The sequence below is a fragment of the Sulfitobacter sp. W002 genome (genome assembly GCF_025142135.1).
In the GTDB taxonomy this organism is placed as follows: Bacteria; Pseudomonadota; Alphaproteobacteria; order Rhodobacterales; family Rhodobacteraceae; genus Sulfitobacter; species Sulfitobacter profundi.
Genome location: NZ_CP081126.1, coordinates 2,141,250 through 2,157,271 on the forward strand (window position 1 = coordinate 2,141,250; position 16,022 = coordinate 2,157,271).

At 62.6% G+C, this 16,022-nt stretch carries 15 protein-coding genes; 10 read left to right on the forward strand and 5 right to left on the reverse strand.

Features of this window, described 5'->3' with window-relative positions:
• The first annotated feature begins 18 nt into the window (after nt 1-18).
• The 5 genes from miaA to K3758_RS10575 all read left to right on the forward strand — a co-directional run bounded on the left by miaA (nt 19) and on the right by K3758_RS10575 (nt 6,818).
• The gene (gene miaA / locus K3758_RS10555) at nt 19-909 is read left to right on the forward strand and encodes a tRNA (adenosine(37)-N6)-dimethylallyltransferase MiaA (RefSeq protein WP_259944570.1); all 891 of its coding nucleotides are present in this window, start codon (nt 19-21) and stop codon (nt 907-909) included.
• 100 nt (nt 910-1,009) lie between these two features.
• Complete coding sequence (locus K3758_RS10560) at nt 1,010-1,786, forward strand: AraC family transcriptional regulator (protein WP_259944572.1); 777 nt, start codon at nt 1,010-1,012, stop codon at nt 1,784-1,786.
• Nucleotides 1,787-2,096: 310 nt separating this feature from the next.
• Nucleotides 2,097-3,185: an ABC transporter permease gene (locus K3758_RS10565; protein WP_067628867.1), complete on the forward strand. Its 1,089-nt coding sequence runs from the start codon at nt 2,097-2,099 to the stop codon at nt 3,183-3,185.
• Nucleotides 3,186-3,197: 12 nt separating this feature from the next.
• Complete coding sequence (locus K3758_RS10570) at nt 3,198-4,664, forward strand: ABC transporter permease (protein ID WP_259944576.1); 1,467 nt, start codon at nt 3,198-3,200, stop codon at nt 4,662-4,664.
• A gap of 63 nt (nt 4,665-4,727) precedes the next feature.
• On the forward strand, nt 4,728-6,818 hold the full coding sequence (locus K3758_RS10575; RefSeq protein WP_259944579.1) for an ABC transporter ATP-binding protein: 2,091 nt from the start codon (nt 4,728-4,730) through the stop codon (nt 6,816-6,818).
• 107 nt (nt 6,819-6,925) lie between these two features.
• Here K3758_RS10575 and K3758_RS10580 read toward each other — a convergent pair whose 3' ends face one another.
• Nucleotides 6,926-7,453 (reverse strand): hypothetical protein, encoded by a 528-nt coding sequence (locus K3758_RS10580; protein WP_259944581.1) that lies wholly within the window; start codon nt 7,451-7,453, stop codon nt 6,926-6,928.
• A 179-nt stretch (nt 7,454-7,632) separates the two neighbouring features.
• The gene (locus K3758_RS10585) at nt 7,633-8,178 is read right to left on the reverse strand and encodes a lytic transglycosylase domain-containing protein (protein ID WP_120352218.1); all 546 of its coding nucleotides are present in this window, start codon (nt 8,176-8,178) and stop codon (nt 7,633-7,635) included.
• A gap of 280 nt (nt 8,179-8,458) precedes the next feature.
• Here K3758_RS10585 and K3758_RS10590 point away from each other — a divergent pair, with 280 nt between their 5' ends.
• Nucleotides 8,459-8,986, forward strand: coding sequence for a single-stranded DNA-binding protein (locus K3758_RS10590; RefSeq protein WP_259944585.1), 528 nt, complete (start codon nt 8,459-8,461; stop codon nt 8,984-8,986).
• 295 nt (nt 8,987-9,281) lie between these two features.
• Here K3758_RS10590 and aroB read toward each other — a convergent pair whose 3' ends face one another.
• Nucleotides 9,282-10,397: a 3-dehydroquinate synthase gene (aroB, locus tag K3758_RS10595; RefSeq protein WP_259944586.1), complete on the reverse strand. Its 1,116-nt coding sequence runs from the start codon at nt 10,395-10,397 to the stop codon at nt 9,282-9,284.
• Nucleotides 10,390-10,947: a shikimate kinase gene (locus K3758_RS10600; protein ID WP_259944588.1), complete on the reverse strand. Its 558-nt coding sequence runs from the start codon at nt 10,945-10,947 to the stop codon at nt 10,390-10,392. The genes aroB and K3758_RS10600 overlap by 8 nt, the downstream gene beginning before the upstream one ends.
• A 119-nt stretch (nt 10,948-11,066) precedes the next feature.
• Here K3758_RS10600 and K3758_RS10605 point away from each other — a divergent pair, with 119 nt between their 5' ends.
• The 3 genes from K3758_RS10605 to K3758_RS10615 are packed head-to-tail and all read left to right on the forward strand — an operon-like array spanning nt 11,067 to nt 13,854.
• The gene (locus K3758_RS10605) at nt 11,067-11,216 is read left to right on the forward strand and encodes a hypothetical protein (RefSeq protein ID WP_007120408.1); all 150 of its coding nucleotides are present in this window, start codon (nt 11,067-11,069) and stop codon (nt 11,214-11,216) included.
• A gap of 5 nt (nt 11,217-11,221) precedes the next feature.
• On the forward strand, nt 11,222-12,874 hold the full coding sequence (locus K3758_RS10610) for a hypothetical protein (protein WP_311201511.1): 1,653 nt from the start codon (nt 11,222-11,224) through the stop codon (nt 12,872-12,874).
• A complete protein-coding gene (locus tag K3758_RS10615) occupies nt 12,871-13,854 on the forward strand; it encodes a site-specific tyrosine recombinase XerD (RefSeq protein WP_120351225.1) in 984 nt (327 codons plus the stop codon). Before K3758_RS10610 ends, K3758_RS10615 begins: the two co-directional genes overlap by 4 nt.
• On the opposite strand, the gene K3758_RS10620 is transcribed toward K3758_RS10615, so the two are convergent.
• A complete protein-coding gene (locus tag K3758_RS10620; RefSeq protein WP_259944595.1) occupies nt 13,791-14,621 on the reverse strand; it encodes a metallophosphoesterase in 831 nt (276 codons plus the stop codon). The genes K3758_RS10615 and K3758_RS10620 overlap by 64 nt on opposite strands.
• A gap of 88 nt (nt 14,622-14,709) precedes the next feature.
• Between K3758_RS10620 and K3758_RS10625 the strand changes: the two genes are divergently transcribed.
• Entirely contained in the window at nt 14,710-16,017 is a 1,308-nt protein-coding gene (locus tag K3758_RS10625) for an HlyC/CorC family transporter (RefSeq protein WP_259944599.1), read from the forward strand.
• Nucleotides 16,018-16,022 lie beyond the last annotated feature (5 nt).

The following is a 16,022-nucleotide window of genomic DNA, read 5'->3' on the forward strand; positions in this document are numbered from 1 at the left end:
TAAGGAAGACGCAAAGAAATGCCGGATATTCCCAAGGCCCAGTTTGATGCTCTGTTGCAGGGGCTGCCGCCCGAGCGGCCTGTGCTCATCGCCGGGCCGACCGCCAGTGGCAAATCGGCGCTCGCACTTGCGATTGCCGAGGCGCAGGGCGGCGTGATCGTGAACGCCGATGCCAGTCAGGTCTATGCGCCCCTGCGCATCATCAGCGCCCGGCCCTCAGCCGAAGAAGAGGCCCGCGCGCCGCATCTGCTCTATGGTCATCTGGCCGAAGATGCGTCCTATTCCACCGGCCATTGGCTGCGCGAGGTAGCTCCGCTGCTGGGCGGCCATCAGCGGGTGATCATCACCGGCGGCACCGGGCTTTATTTCGCGGCTCTGACGCAGGGGTTGGCTGAGATACCGGAAACCCCGCCAGAGGTCCGCGCCCAAGGCGATGACATGGCGCTCGAAGACCTGCTGGCGCAACTGGATGCCGAGACCGCCGCGGGCATCGACCAGCGCAACCGCGCGCGGGTGCAGCGCGCATGGGAAGTGTGGCAGGCCACCGGGCGCGGCCTGTCGGACTGGCAAGGTGATACCGGCGCGCCGCTTTTGCCGCTCGCGGACTGTATGCCGATCGTTTTCGATGTTGAGCGGGATTGGCTCAACGCCCGGATCGCGCAACGCTTTGACCTGATGCTAGAGCAAGGCGCCTTGGAAGAGGTCGCCGCCCTGCACCCGCGATATGACCCCACGCTGCCCGCCCATCGCGCCATCGGCGTGCCGGAACTGATCCGCCACATTGACGGCGATTGGCCCCTGCACCGCGCCCGCGAAGCCGCCGTGGTCGCCACCCGCCGTTTCGCCAAGCGGCAGCGCACTTGGATGCGTAGCAAAATGGCAGATTGGCATCGGGTGACGCCGCAATAACCGCAGGACGCACACAGTTTCTTGCGTTATTCCAACCATCCGATAGCCTGACGTTGTAGATTGTCCCGACAGGGTTGCCATTTCTCGACGAAAGCGCCGCGTGCCCCAAACGCAGATACAAACCCAGACCTTGGCCCAGCTTTCGGCGGGGCAAGACTGGCGGCTGACCCTCGCCCATGAGCGCGACCACCATCTGCTGATTTGGATCACCCGGGGCCAGGGTCGGTTGCTGCTGGATGGGCAACGCCGGGGCATCAGCCCCCACAACGCGCTCTGGATACCGGCGCGGTCGCTCTTTGCGCTGGAGCTGGGCTATCAATGTCTGGGCCACGCGGTGCTGATCCCCGAAAACAGCGATGTGCATTTGCCCGAAATGCCGCGCCAGTTGCGCATCCGCGACGGTGTGGCCCAATCCGAAATCGCGGCCCTGATCGAACAGACCCAGCGGGAGGTTCAGCAAGGCCGCCCCCTGCAACAAGACGCGCTGAAGGCTCAGGTTGCGCTGATATCGGTATGGCTCCGCCGTCAGATGATGTCGGACGAACATGCCGCCCCCCGGCCCAAGGCCGGCGACAGGCTCAGCGCGCGGTTCTGCGCCCTGATCGCCCAGCGCGCGCCCAAGGGTGGCAGCATGGCCGATCACGCAGCGGAACTGGGCGTCACGCCGACCCATCTGACCCGCGCCGTCAAAGCGGCCACCGGCAAATCCGCCGCCGATCTTTTGACCGAACGCAGTTGCCACGCCGCCCGGCGTTTGTTGGCCGAAACCGATCAAACCGCCGCCGAAATCGCAGCCTCTCTGGGCTTCGGCTCCGCTGCCTATTTCACCCGTTTCATGCAGCAGCACAGCGGTCTTCCCCCCAGCAAGCTGCGCTGATCCGCGCCCGAAATGTCGCTTTCAGACCCTCAAAATGTCGCAAAAACTCCCTCAAACGGCTCAGCCGAATGTTGACGCGCGACCAATTTCTGTGCCTGATGGCTGAACTGCTCTGAAAACAGTCAGATCAACGACCAAGCGCGTGACGCTGGGAAAGACCACCAATGGGTCTTGGGCATCACAGTGCGCACAGGCAGCAACGTCTGCCGCGAACAGAACCGGCGCTGTCATGGCGCCGCACAAATCAAAAAGGCCACAAAGGCCGCATCGTCGGGCCAAGTCACCGCCCGACCCTGCCACAGGGGACCACATGGGACTATTCATTTTGCGCCGGCTGGGTGTGATGTTGCTGACGGCGCTCTGCCTGACGTTCATCGTATTCTGGCTGACCAATCTCTATCCGAACCTCGAAAAGCTCGCCAAAACCCAAGGCAACTTCCGCATGTCCGACGAGGCCGTGGCCAGCTACCTTGAAAGCCGCGGCTATCTGCAACCCACCGTCGACAAATTCGGCGAATGGCTGGGCGTGTTGCCCGGATGGGTCACAGAAGGCGACACGCCCGAAGAGACCTTTGGCCGCTGTTTCGCCCCCGGCACCCCGGTAGAGGCGCGCCCCACCCGCTGCGGCATCCTGCAAGGCGATTGGGGGTTTTCGACCGTCTTCAAAGAACCCGTCGGTGAAACCGTCCTGACGCGGCTGGCACTGACCGGCAAGCTGATGTTCTGGGTGCTGATGCTGATGGTCCCCTCGGCGCTGATCGTCGGTGTGCTGGCGGGCATGCGCGAAGGCTCCAAGCTTGACCGCTCGCTCTCGACCTTCTCCATCGCCACCACGGCCACGCCTGAATATGTCTCGGGCGTGATCTTCATCGCGGTGCTGGCCTCCTCGCGCTTTGGTCTGTCGCCGCTTCTGGCGGAATGGGGCTGGATCGACAGTAAAACCCTGTTTCTCGGCTCCGCGACGTCTGCCATGAAAGACGCCAATTTTTGGAACTTCTTCCTGCCGGTGTTGACCATCTCACTCTACGGCATGGGCTATATCGCCCGGATGACGCGGGCGTCGATGACCGAGGTGATGACCGCGCAGTATATCCGCACCGCGCGGCTCAAGGGGGTGAAATTCTCTGAGATCGTGCTGAAACACGCCCTACGCAACGCGCTGATCGCGCCCTTCACGGTGATCATGCTGCAAATCCCATGGCTGCTGAACGGCGTGGTGATTGTCGAGACCCTGTTCAACTACAAGGGCTTCGGCTGGCTGCTCGTCCAAGCGGCGGCGAACAACGACATCGAACTGCTGCTCGCGGTTTCGGTCGTGTCGGTGATCGTTGTCCTCGTGACGCAGCTGATCTCAGATATCGGCTACGTCTTCCTCAACCCGCGCATTCGCATTTCATAAGGGAGCATGGACATGGAACAACTGACATGGACCGGGTCTCTTGCGGGGCTCAACATCATCTTCCTCGGCCTTTGCGTGATGCTGGCTTTGGCTGTCGCGGCACAGATTGTCGTTTCCTTGCTGCCTGCCAGTGAGGCGCAAGAAATCAACCCCGACGGCACCGTCGCACGTCGTGGCGGTGTGGCGGGCGGGCTGAACCGCGCGGTGATCCTGCTGTTTGCGCTGCTGATCCTTGTGGTGCTGATCTATATCGTCGCCGGTGCCTTCATGGGGCCGCAGGCGGGCATCTTCGGCGGCATGTCGCAGCAGATGCTGCCGGTCTGGATCGCGCTGATCCTGACCTTCGCCGTCTCTATCCATTTCAAACGCCGCCTTGGCCTTTACGGCAAGCTATTCGACAGCACCGTGGGCATGATCGGCTTTGCCATCGTCATGTTCTGGGTCTTCACCGGAGTCTTTGGCGGGTTGTTCGACCTACTGGTGACGCACGACAGCCTCAGCCAAACTTCGGGTATGAAGAACAAGCTGCCCGGCACCCCGCTGCGCAGCCCGGATGAGGGAGAATACCCGTGGTTCCTGTTGGGCGGGGATAATCTTGCCCGCGATGTCTTCTCTCGGCTGATCAAAGGCTCTTGGGTTGTGGTGCAGATCGCACCCTTGGCGACGCTCTTTGCCTTTATGGTAGGGATCACGCTGGGCCTGCCGGCGGGCTACTACGGCGGGCGGCTGGATACGATCCTCAGCTTTCTGGCGAACCTGATCCTCGCGTTTCCGGTGATCTTGCTGTTCTACCTGCTGGTGACACCCGAAATCGTACTCACCGGTATCCCGAACTATATGGCCGTGTTCCTGTTCATCTTCCCGCTGATCTTCCTCGCGGTGCTGCTGAACTCGCGCTACTATACGCAGCCTTCGTTCCGCACGCCGCTGTTGATCGTGGTGCTCGGTATTGTCGGCTGGCTGTACCTGTCGCTGGTGTCTACCGACGGTGCGATCGTGGCCACAGACACCTACCGCATCCCCGGCTTGCCGAGCATGATTGACCTCTTCGATATCGACGCCGGCGTGCTGGTGGTCTTTGTCTCGGTCGTCTTCGTGAATTCGCCCACCGTGTTCCGCATCGTGCGCGGCCTCGCGCTGGACATCAAAACGCGCGACTATGTCGCCGCCGCCCAGACCCGTGGCGAAGGCCCGTGGTACATCATGCTGTGGGAGATCCTGCCCAATGCGCGTGGCCCGCTGATCGTCGATTTCTGCCTGCGCATCGGTTATACCACGATCCTTCTCGGCACTTTGGGGTTCTTCGGCCTCGGGCTGGAAAGTGAAAGCCCGGATTGGGGCAGCACGATCAACGCAGGCCGCCGCCTGCTGTCGCTCTATCCGCACGCGGCCATCGCGCCCGCGCTTGCACTTCTGAGCCTCGTTCTGGGCCTAAACCTGCTGGCCGACGGCCTGCGCGAAGAATCCTTGCGCGACTAAGAAACATCCTCCGGGGGGCGCCCCCTCCCGGACCCTTTTGATCCCCCCGACTGGGAGAGACAAATGCCAAAGACTGATTACGACGGCCCCATTCTTGAGATCAACAACCTGTCGATCTCGTTCTTCACCCGCCTGCGCGAGATCCCCGCCGTGATGGATTTCTCTGTCAGCGTCCAACCGGGCGAAGCTGTGGGGCTGGTGGGCGAAAGCGGCTGCGGCAAATCCACCGTGGCGCTGGGCGTGATGCAGGATCTGGGCCGCAATGGCCGGATTGTCGGCGGCTCCATCAAATTCAAGGGCCGCGACCTGAGCGAGATGAGCCCCGAAGAACTGCGCGACATTCGTGGCAGCGAAATCGCGATGATCTATCAAGAGCCGATGGCAAGCCTGAACCCCGCCATGCGCATCGGCAAACAGTTGATGGAAGTGCCGATGATCCACGCGGGCATGTCCGAGAAAGAAGCCTATGCGCGGGCGCTTCAGGTGGTCACGGATGTGAAACTCCCCGACCCAGAGCGTATCTTGAAAGCCTACCCGCACCAACTCTCGGGCGGGCAGCAGCAGCGCATCGTCATCGCCATGGCGCTGATGTCCGAACCCTCGCTCCTGATCCTCGACGAGCCGACGACCGCGCTTGATGTGACCGTCGAAGCGGCGGTTGTGGAGCTGGTGAAGGACTTGGGCAAGAAATACGGCACCTCGATGCTGTTCATCTCCCACAATCTTGGCTTGGTGCTGGAAACCTGCGACCGCATCTGCGTGATGTATTCCGGCGAAGCGGTCGAGAAAGGCTCCATCCACGATGTCTTCGACGAGATGCAGCACCCCTATACGCAGGCGCTGTTCCGTTCGATCCCCCTGCCCGGCGCCGACAAAAACGCGCGCCCGCTCGTTGCCATCCCCGGCAACTTCCCCCTGCCCCATGAACGCCCGCCCGGTTGCAATTTCGGCCCCCGCTGCGATTATTTCATGCCCGGCCGCTGCGATGCCGCGCCGATCCCGATGGAAAGCGTGCCCGGCAACGACCGGCACGAAACCCGCTGTATTCGCTTCCAAGAGATCGACTGGCAGGCACCGCTGGAACTGGCCGAGGTCAAGGAAAAGGGCGAGGTTGGCGAGGTCGTCCTCAAGATGGACAAGCTCAAGAAATACTATCAAGTCGCGGCCAATGCCATGTTCGGGGGCGGCAATACCAAGGTGGTCAAAGCCAACGAGTCGTTGAGTTTCGAGGCCCATGAGAGCGAAACCCTCGCCATTGTCGGGGAATCGGGCTGCGGCAAATCCACCTTCGCCAAGGTCCTCATGGGGCTTGAGACGGCGACCGAGGGGCACATCTACCTTGACGGCAAAGATATCGGCGGGGTGCCGATCGACGACCGCACGACCAAGAACGTCGCCGATGTTCAGATGGTCTTTCAAAACCCCTTCGACACGCTAAACCCTTCCATGACCGTCGGGCGGCAGATCATCCGCGCGCTGGAAATTTTCCGCATCGGCAAGAATGAGAAAGAGCGCAAGCAGCGGATGCTGGAACTGCTCGATCTGGTCAAACTGCCGCGTGAATTCGCAACCCGCATGCCGCGCCAACTTTCCGGCGGGCAAAAACAGCGGGTCGGCATCGCCCGCGCCTTTGCGGGTGACGCGCGGATCGTGGTGGCGGATGAACCTGTCTCGGCGCTGGATGTGAGCGTACAGGCGGCGGTGACCGACCTGCTGATGGAGATTCAGCGCGAGCAGAAGACGACGCTCTTGTTCATCAGCCATGACCTCTCCATCGTGCGCTATCTCAGCGACCGGGTGATGGTGATGTATCTGGGCCATGTGGTCGAATTGGGCGACACCGATCAAGTCTTCTCGCCGCCCTATCACCCCTATACCGAGGCGCTGCTGAGTGCCGTGCCGATTGCCGACACCAAGGTGAAGAAGAAACACATCGTCCTCGAAGGCGACGTGCCCTCGGCCATGAACCCGCCGCCGGGCTGCCCTTTCCAAACGCGCTGCCGCTGGAAATCACAAGTGCCGGGGGACCTTTGCGAACGCGAGGTCCCGCCGATGGTCACCATGGCGGACGGGCATCAGATCAAATGCCACCTCTCAGCCCAGCAATTCGCCGAGATGGAGCCGGTGATCGAAGTGGGCACGGCAGCGGAATGAAAAAGGCGCGGCTCCGAAGAGCCGCGCCTGCTCCCTCAGGCGGTTTAAGGGGGAAACGGCCTGAGGTAATCGTGAACCGGTTTTAGGGGCCGGATTTAGGGCCGGATTTAGGGGTCGACGGCCGAACCGGCTGTGTTCACGTTGGCCAGACCTTCGGCCACAACATCGGCAAAGGTCGACACGAGCGCCACGTAGAATTCAGTCTCTGACGGCGGCACATTGACATAGCCTTCGGGTGCGATGTCTTCGCCGCTATAGGCCGAAATCTTCACCGGGAAGCTCAGACCAGCGTTGTCACCGGTGGGGCTTGTGATATCAACAACGCCTTCCAACTCGTTGAATTCTTTACTGTCGGGCAACATGGTTGCGCCGTTGAGAGAGATCTTGCGGATATCGATCTTGATCTGCGGATCGGCACCATCGCTGCTCATCGGCACACGCTCTGCCACTTCGGCGCGCAGATCTTCTTCCAGATCAGGATAGAAGTCCATGGCGTTGCTCTCTGCAGCCGCGCTGACAGAGGATTCAACGTCGATTTTCGAGACCATGATCTTATCTTGGGCAAAAGCAGGGCCGCTCAGCGCAATAACGCTTACACCGGCGGCAAGGGCGATATTTTTCATATTCGTCAGCATGTCGTTCTCCTTTGATCTTTTATCTCTGAGGCGAGAATTTCCCGCTGCAAAGTTTCTGATCAAAGAACCCCACGATCGCCCCAGCGGTTCCCTAGGGCGCCGGGCCAAGGGGGCATAGGCACGTGAAAATAGGCGGACAAACGCCCACCGCGCCATACGGACCGATAGATATCAATGACTTAGCTGCCAGTGATCACTTTAACGTAATTCCGCGTTTCTTTATAGGGCGGGACGCCCCCGTATTTCTTAACCGCCCCCGGCCCCGCGTTATAAGCCGCCAGCGCCAGCTCCCAACTGCCGAAAGCGCGGTACTGTATTTTGAGGTAGCGCGCGCCGCCTTCAAGATTCTGCACCGGATCGGTCGGGTCGACGCGCAGCGCCTGCGCGGTCTGGGGCATCAGTTGTGCCAATCCCATCGCCCCCTTGTGCGACAGCGCCTTGGGGTTCCAGCCGCTTTCCTGCTGAACCAGCCGCAGAAACAGATCAACCGGGATACCATGCCGGGTCGCCGCCGCGCGGGCATGGGTCAGAAAGGCCCCTTTGTAGGAACCGTTGTATTTCGGCGCATCCCATTTCGTCGGGGTGACAACCTTGGGCGGTTGCAGCCGAACGGAGGCGGAATATTGCTTGGACGCGCGGTTATCGAGGATGCTTTTCTGAGAAGAAAACAAACCCGCGCGGTTTTTGCTGGCAAACATATCGGCAGCCGCCGGCGCTGCCCCCATCGCGATCATCCCGGCTGCCGTCAAACTCACCGCGGCCAGACCGGCCAAAAGTCCCGTCTTTCGCATATCTGCCCCCTGCCGTTGCATTGCGCGCAGTATACTTAAATGCGCCCCTTCTACCAGCCCCCGAAATCCCGGCCATTTCGCGGGCCGCGGCGATGGGCTGCGGGATGGAAAGCCGGTGTCATCCGGCGAACAAGCACGATATAAACAGCCGAATTGGGCGCGCTCGGATTCGCGCCCGACGCAATGACACAGTAATGATAAACGAGGGGGCAAGATGGCCGGCTCAGTGAACAAAGTGATCCTTATCGGCAACCTCGGGCGCGACCCCGAGGTGAGGTCGTTCCAGAACGGCGGCAAAGTGTGCAACCTGCGCATTGCCACCTCGGAGACATGGAAAGACCGCAACACCGGCGAGCGCCGCGAGAAGACCGAATGGCATTCGGTGGCGATCTTTCAAGAAGGGCTCGTCCGCGTGGCCGAGCAATACCTCAAGAAGGGCTCCAAAGTGTATATCGAGGGCCAGTTGCAGACCCGCAAATGGCAGGACCAATCCGGCGCAGACCGCTATAGCACCGAAGTCGTGCTGCAAGGCTTTGGGGGCACGCTGACCATGCTCGACGGTCCCGGCGGTGGCTCCGGCGGCGGTGGTGGCGGCGGCTACGGTGGTGGCGGCGGTGGCGGCTACGGCGGTGGCGGAAATGACTACGGCGGCGGCTATGACAGCGGCCCGTCCTCTTCGGGCGGCGGCGGCGGTGGCGGCGGTGGCGGCAGCCGCGATCTCGATGACGAGATCCCGTTCTAAACCCTATGCGATTTCGGGCGGGGCGCCGTTGCGCCCTGCCCAAACTCTGCGACCGCGGCCGTGACAGGTCTTTAACCGCGCCGCATTAGACCTCTCCCCATCGCGATACCCGCCGGGCATTCATCAGTTTGGCAACAGGATCAGAGGCGCTCCACGCGGGCGCCATGTCAAGACGTTCAGACATGCAGGGTGACGCCTGTCTCAAAACATCCGACTTGGCGGCGCCGCCCTTTTTATTCGGCAGCACAACACCTTAAAGAACAGAGTTAAACCGCCAGGCCCCGCCCCCCGCGGGTCACTGCCGTGCGCTTAGCGCGTCGCGCAGCAGGGCCAGCACATCGGCATTGTCGACCTCGGCCCCGGCAAAGGCTTGGCCGATGCCGCGTGCCAGAACGAAACGCAACCGGCCATCGACAACCTTTTTGTCCTGCCCCATCAGGCGCAGCAACTCTTCGGCCTCTGGCAGATCGCCGGGGATGTCGCGCAGGTCGGTCTTCATGCCCATCTGCGCCAGATGGGCGCGCAGGCGGCTGGGATCTTCCTGCGGGCATAGGCCCTGCCGCGCGGAAAGCTCAAAGGCCAGCGCACAGCCAATCGCCACCCCTTCGCCATGCAGCAGACGGTCGGAATAGTCGGTCGCCGCCTCAAGCGCATGGCCGAAAGTATGGCCGAGGTTGAGCAACGCGCGGTCGCCCTGCTCGGTCTCGTCGCGTTCCACGATATCGGCCTTCATCTGGACCGAACGGCGCACCGCCTCGATCCGAGCTTCCATATCGCCCGCTGCAAGGGCTGGCCCCTGCGCCTCTAGCCAATCAAAGAAACCCGCATCGCCCAACAGCCCGTATTTCACGACCTCGCCATAACCGGCGAGGAAATCGCGCGGAGGCATGGTCCCCAGCACTTCGGTATCGGCGAGCACGAGGCTGGGTTGATGGAATGCCCCGATCAGGTTCTTGCCTTGGCGCGCGTTGATCCCGGTCTTGCCGCCGACCGAACTGTCGACCTGCGCCAAAAGAGAGGTGGGGATCTGCACGAAACGCACCCCGCGCCGCAATACGGCAGCGGCAAAGCCCACCAGATCACCGATCACCCCGCCGCCAAAGGCCACGACGATATCGCCGCGCTCCACCTGTTCGTCGAGCAGCCAGTCGACCGAGCGCTGAAGATTGGCCCAGTCCTTGGTCCCCTCTCCGGGCGCGAGTTCCAGCGCCGACATCGCGATGCCCTCGGCGGCCAACCCGTCCCGCAGCGCTTGCAAATGCAACGCCGCCACGCGGCTTTCGGTGATGACGGCGACGCGCTTGCGGCGCAGCAGCGGCGCGATCAGCGCGCCCGCATCGGCCAGCAACCCCGGCCCAATGATTACATCATATTCCCGCCCCGGCAGGGCCACGGATACCGTCTCACGCATCCAATTTCTCCAAAACATCCGGCCTTGTCAGCAGCTTATCGATCACCCGATTGGCCATGGCGTCAATCGACAGGCGCGGATCACAGCGCACCGACAGATCCGCCAGTCGGTAAAGCGGCACCCGGTCGCGGTAGAGCGCGGTCAGCGTGGCCTTGGGATCAGCCGTGCGCAGCAGCGGACGGCTGTCCTTATAGCGCACCCGGTTCCACAGCAGATCAAGATCCGCATCCAGCCAGAGCGCCACACCATAAGCCGCGATATTGTCGCGATTCACCTCGGCCAGAAACGCCCCGCCGCCGGTGGACAGGATGCAACGTTCCTCAGCCAGCAGCCGGGCGATGACCTCTGTCTCGCGTTTGCGAAAGAACGGCTCTCCGTCGCGGGTAAAGATCTCGGGCACGCTCAGATTGGCCGCCGCCTCAATCTCGGCATCGCTGTCCAGAAAGGGCGCGCCCAGCTTGGCCGAGACCGCACGCCCCACCGCCGTCTTCCCCGCCCCCATCATGCCAACCAGCGCCACCGTCTTGTTCAGACGGTAACGGGGCGGCATTTCTTCGCCATCGGTTATGCTGTGCTTAATTCCGCTCATTTTTCTCTGAATGACGTGATCTTGCCGGAAAGGCCATATATAGTTTGGCAAAATAGCAGAATTCCGGGCAGGCATTAATCATGGGTAAACTTTTTAAGCTTTTGATATTTCTATTGATTGTCGGCTTCATCGGGCTGGTGGGCTATGCCTACGTCGGGCCCTTCTTTGGCGTGGACTTTTCGCCCGAACAGATTGAGACACGCCAGCCCGTCACGCTGACAGCGGATTGAGCGGGGTGGCAAACGCGCTGTCAAAACGCGGTTTGGCCCTTTGCGCTGCGTTGATCTGCTCGGTCAGCGCCAGTGCCCTGCTGGCCGAATCCGACGAAGACCGCAATCTCGGCCGCGATTCGCGCAAAACCTCAGAGGCCGGGGAACATGAAAAGCCCCCCGCCGCCACTGACCAACCGCTTTCCGTGATCGACTGGCTCGGGGCGCAATCGCCGCCTGAAAACCGCCCCAAACGCCCGCCCAATCCGGGCCGGGTGGCGGAACCGCCTGTCGCCAACAACGCTTTGCCCCCCGAGGTGCAGGTCACCCCACTGGGCGATGGCGCGCCGCGCCGCATCGGGCTGGTGCCCGGTTCGGTCACCGGGCTGCGTGGGGACATCTGGATGGGCAGCGATACCACCGCCCTGATCGAGCGTATTCGCAACCTGCCCGACCTGCATCTGCCCGCCGCGCAGGCCTTGCTCTATACCGTGCTTCTGGCTGAGGCGCAGGCCCCGCAGGGCGAGGCGCGCAATGGCGATCTATTGGCACTGGCGCGGGGCGAAAAACTGATGGAGCTTGGCGCGCTCGATCCGGCGCTGTCGCTGATCGAACAGGCCGGGGTGACCACCTCGACCGCGCATTTCGACCTGTGGATGCAGCTTTCCCTGCTCACCGGCACCGAACACCGCGTCTGCGAGCGGCTGATGAAATCCCCGCATCTGACCCATGACTATGGCACTCGGATCTTCTGCAACGCCCGGGCGGGCAATTGGGAAAACGCGGCCCTGACCTTTGGCTCGGCGCAGGCGCTTGGCCTGTTGCCAGAGGCACAGCTTGAACTCTTTGATCGTTTCCTCAACCCGGATTTCTACGAAGGGGCCGAACCGCTGCGCGTGCCGCGCCAGATGGACCCGATGACCTTCCGCCTGTTCGAAACCATTGGTGAGCCGCTGCCCTCCAACATCCTGCCGCGCCCCTATGCGGTGGCCGATCTGCGCGACATCGCCGGATGGAAAGCCCAGCTTGAGGCCGCCGAACGGCTGACCCGCGCGGGCGCCCTGCCCGACAACCTGCTGCTGGGGCTGTACACAGACCGCCAGCCCGCCGCATCGGGGGGCGTCTGGGACCGTGTCGCGGCGCTGCAACGCTTTGAGACAGCCCTGCGCACCAGCAGCGCAGAGGCGGTGGCCAAGACCCTGCCGCCTGCATGGGAAGCGATGCGGGAGGCCTCTCTCGAAGTGGCCTTTGCCACGCTCTTTGCCGAACCCCTCTCGACCATGCCGCTTGCGGGCCATGCCGCGCGTCTGGCGCGGGATGTGGCGCTGCTGTCGCCCAATTACGAGGCTGCCGCGGCGCGGGTGATCGGCAAGTCTCCCGAAGATGAATTGCTGCGCGCCGTAGCGGTTGGCGATGCCCCCGAAGGCCCCGCCCCGGATGCGCCCTTGGCCGCTGCTGTTCACGATGCTTTCGCCAATCCCACCCCGCGCGCCGACCTGATGGCGCTGGCGCGGGACAAGGAACTGGGCATGGCGATTTTGCGCCTATTGTCGCTCTTGCATGACGGGGCGAGTGGTGACACATCGGCGCTCCGCGACGCCCTAGCCACCCTGCGCGCCCTCGGGTTGGAAGACACCGCCCGACGTGCCGCCTTGCAGATTGTATTGCTCCAGCAATGATGATGTCCCAGACCCCGACCTTTCATTGGATCTCCAGCTTTCTGGAGGCCGCCGCCGCCGAACAGGGTGCCGCCACCAATACGCAGCTGGCCTATGGCCGCGACCTCAAGGATTTCGATTCCTTTCTGGCGCAGCGCAATCACGATTTCCTCACCGCCAGCCGCGGCGAGGTTGAGGATTACCTTGTCTATTGTGATGCGCAGGGGCTGGCCAAATCCACCCGCGCGCGGCGGCTTTCGGCGATCAAACAGCTCTACCGCTTTGCCTTTGAGGAAGGGCTGCGCGAAGACAATCCAGCGGTGCAAATCGCCGGACCGGGGCAAGACAAACGTCTGCCCAAGATTCTCTCTGAGGAAGAGGTCGACCGGCTTTTGGATGCCGCGCGCAACTCAGGCCGGGCGCTGGCGGACCAGCTGCGCAACACCTGCCTGATGGAACTGCTCTATGCCACTGGCATGCGGGTCAGCGAATTGGTCAGCCTGCCGGTCAGCGCCGCGCGCGGCGATCCGCGCCTGCTGCTGATTTCGGGCAAGGGGGGCCGCGAGCGGCTGGTGCCCCTGTCGGAACCTGCGCGCGATGCGCTGGCGGCATGGCTGGTGGTGCGTGACAAGGCGGATGAGGCGGCCCAAGCCAAAGGCAAACCGCCCGCACGGCATCTCTTCCCGTCGCGCGGGGCAACGGGCCATCTGACGCGGCATCGGTTCTATCTGTTGATCAAGGAGTTCGCCGTGACCGGGGGCGTGCCCCCTGAAAAGGTCACGCCGCACACCCTGCGCCATGCCTTCGCAACGCATCTGCTGGCCAACGGCGCAGACCTGCGCGCGATCCAGACCATGCTGGGCCATGCCGATGTCGCCACGACCGAGATCTATACCCATGTGCTAGAAGAGCGCCTGTCGGACCTCGTGCTAGAGCGTCACCCTCTGGCCAAGGACGGCACGCGCAACCCCGGTGGCAGCACGTCTTCCGACGGCCAGTAACCGCTTTGCAGCGCGTCGGCATAGGCGCGCGGCAGACCGGCCTTCGCCATGTCGGCCACGGCCCCTGCCACATCATAGCTAAGCCGGTGAAACCGCACTTCGCCCCCGTCCAACACGGCCACCCGCGTTTGCTGGCCGCCGTCGTGGGGCGGCATGCCGATCACCCCTGCATTGATCCAGCGCCCGCGCGCCGTCTTGCGGATAAAGGGCAGACCGGAATGCCCGGCGATGATGTGATCGACGGGGCCTGTGACCTCCTCCAAGGCGCGCCACTCTTCCTCGAACACCGCCCCTGCACTCTCTGACCAGATGAACCGCGCCACATCGCGCACCCCGCCGTGAAGCACCCCGTAGCGCTGCCCTTGATGCAGAAACACGGCCACATCCGGCAGTGATCCCATCCACGTCTTCGCCTCCGCGTCCAGCGCCTGCGCGGCATGGGCGTACCACGCGCCCGAAAGCATGTCGCAACTGCTGCCCGGCGCGAAACCGCAGCCGCAATCCTCGGCCCCGCTGGCCAGTTGCAACTCGCAATTCCCGGCCACCACAGCACAGCCAAGCGCCCGGATCGCCGCCACGCTTTCGCTTGGTGCCCCGCAGTAGGCGACGATATCCCCGGTGCAGATCATCTGATCCCCGCCGATGCCGCGCGCGGCGGCAAAATCCGCCAGCGCTGCTACCGCCTGAAGGTTGGAATAGGGCCCGCCGAACAACAGCAGCGGCCCGTCCAGAACCCCGAGCTCTGCACAGTTGATTTTCGCCTGCATCACACCACCCTCACCCGTTGCGACCCTTGAATGACGCAGCCCCTGCGCCCATAACATTCGCAACACATAATGGATGGATTTAGACCTCATGGAAACGGGCCCCGCCCTTTTTGACACCGCATTCTGGATCAGTACCGGAATTATCCTGTTTCTCCTCGTCCTGTCGGGCTTCTTTTCGGGGTCCGAAACGGCGCTGACCGCCGCCTCGCGCGGGAAGCTGCGCGCGCAGGCCGACAAAGGGGCAAGCGGGGCGATCCGGGCGCTCAAAATCACCGAGGATAACGAGCGGCTGATCGGCTCGGTCCTGCTGGGCAACAACTTGGTCAACATCCTTGCCGCCTCCATGGCGACGGCGCTGTTCACCCGGCTTTTCGGCGAAAGCGGCGTGGCGCTGGCGACGCTGGTGATGACGCTTCTGGTGCTTGTCTTCTCAGAAGTGCTGCCAAAGACCTATGCCATCACCAATGCCGAAACGGCGGCGGCGCTGGTCTCGCGCCCGATCAGCATCGTGGTGCTTGTCTTCTCGCCCGTGGTGACGGCGGTGCGCTATTTCGTGCGCGGGGTGCTGCGGCTTTTCGGCGTTCAGATTGACCCGGACAGCAACATTCTGGCCGTCCGCGAAGAGATCGCCGGCGCCTTGCAGCTGGGCCATTCCGAAGGCGTGGTCGAAAAGGAAGACCGTGACCGTATCTTGGGCGCGCTCGACCTGCGCGAACGCGCGGTCGAAGAGGTCATGCTGCATCGTTCGGGGATCGAGATGATCGATGCGGATAGCGATCCGACCGACATCATGGAAAAATGCCTGCAATCCAACCACACCCGCCTGCCCGTCTTCCGCGATGATCCGGAAAACATCATCGGCGTGATCCACGCCAAGGACCTGCTGCGCGCCATGTACAAGCTGATCGGAGGTCCCAACGGCAATGCGGCGGCGCTCAAGGGGTTCAACGTGGCCGATGTGGTGATGAAACCCTATTTCGTTCCCGAAACCTCCACCCTCGATGAACAGATGCGCCAGTTTTTGCGCCGCCGCACGCATTTTGCGCTGGTGGTGGATGAATATGGCTCCCTGCAAGGGCTGATCACGCTCGAAGACATCCTCGAAGAGATCGTGGGCGAGATTACAGACGAATTCGACCCCGACGCAGATCACCCGCTCAAACAGTCCGAAGACGGGCATCTGATGGTCGAAGGGGCCATGACGATCCGCGATCTTAACCGCGCCACCGACTGGTCCCTCCCCGATGATGAGGCCAATACCGTGGCCGGGCTGGTGATCCACGAAGCGCAGATGATCCCCACCGTGGGGCAGGTGTTCTCTTTCCACAACTTCCGGTTCGAAGTGATGGAACGGGACGGAAACCGCATCACGCAGTTAAAAATTCGCCCCCTCTGAGCTCC

Excerpts from the sequence above, each read along its gene's own strand:
- miaA (WP_259944570.1), top strand. The coding sequence starts at position 19 with ATGCCGGATATTCCCAAGGCCCAGTTTGATGCTCTGTTGCAGGGGCTG.
- K3758_RS10565 (WP_067628867.1), top strand. The coding sequence starts at position 2,097 with ATGGGACTATTCATTTTGCGCCGGCTGGGTGTGATGTTGCTGACGGCG.
- K3758_RS10570 (WP_259944576.1), top strand. The coding sequence starts at position 3,198 with ATGGAACAACTGACATGGACCGGGTCTCTTGCGGGGCTCAACATCATC.
- K3758_RS10575 (WP_259944579.1), top strand. The coding sequence starts at position 4,728 with ATGCCAAAGACTGATTACGACGGCCCCATTCTTGAGATCAACAACCTG.
- K3758_RS10580 (WP_259944581.1), bottom strand. The coding sequence starts at position 7,453 with ATGCTGACGAATATGAAAAATATCGCCCTTGCCGCCGGTGTAAGCGTT.
- K3758_RS10585 (WP_120352218.1), bottom strand. The coding sequence starts at position 8,178 with ATGGGGGCAGCGCCGGCGGCTGCCGATATGTTTGCCAGCAAAAACCGC.
- K3758_RS10590 (WP_259944585.1), top strand. The coding sequence starts at position 8,459 with ATGGCCGGCTCAGTGAACAAAGTGATCCTTATCGGCAACCTCGGGCGC.
- aroB (WP_259944586.1), bottom strand. The coding sequence starts at position 10,397 with ATGCGTGAGACGGTATCCGTGGCCCTGCCGGGGCGGGAATATGATGTA.
- K3758_RS10600 (WP_259944588.1), bottom strand. The coding sequence starts at position 10,947 with ATGCCGCCCCGTTACCGTCTGAACAAGACGGTGGCGCTGGTTGGCATG.
- K3758_RS10605 (WP_007120408.1), top strand. The coding sequence starts at position 11,067 with ATGGGTAAACTTTTTAAGCTTTTGATATTTCTATTGATTGTCGGCTTC.
- K3758_RS10615 (WP_120351225.1), top strand. The coding sequence starts at position 12,871 with ATGATGATGTCCCAGACCCCGACCTTTCATTGGATCTCCAGCTTTCTG.
- K3758_RS10620 (WP_259944595.1), bottom strand. The coding sequence starts at position 14,621 with ATGCAGGCGAAAATCAACTGTGCAGAGCTCGGGGTTCTGGACGGGCCG.
- K3758_RS10625 (WP_259944599.1), top strand. The coding sequence starts at position 14,710 with ATGGAAACGGGCCCCGCCCTTTTTGACACCGCATTCTGGATCAGTACC.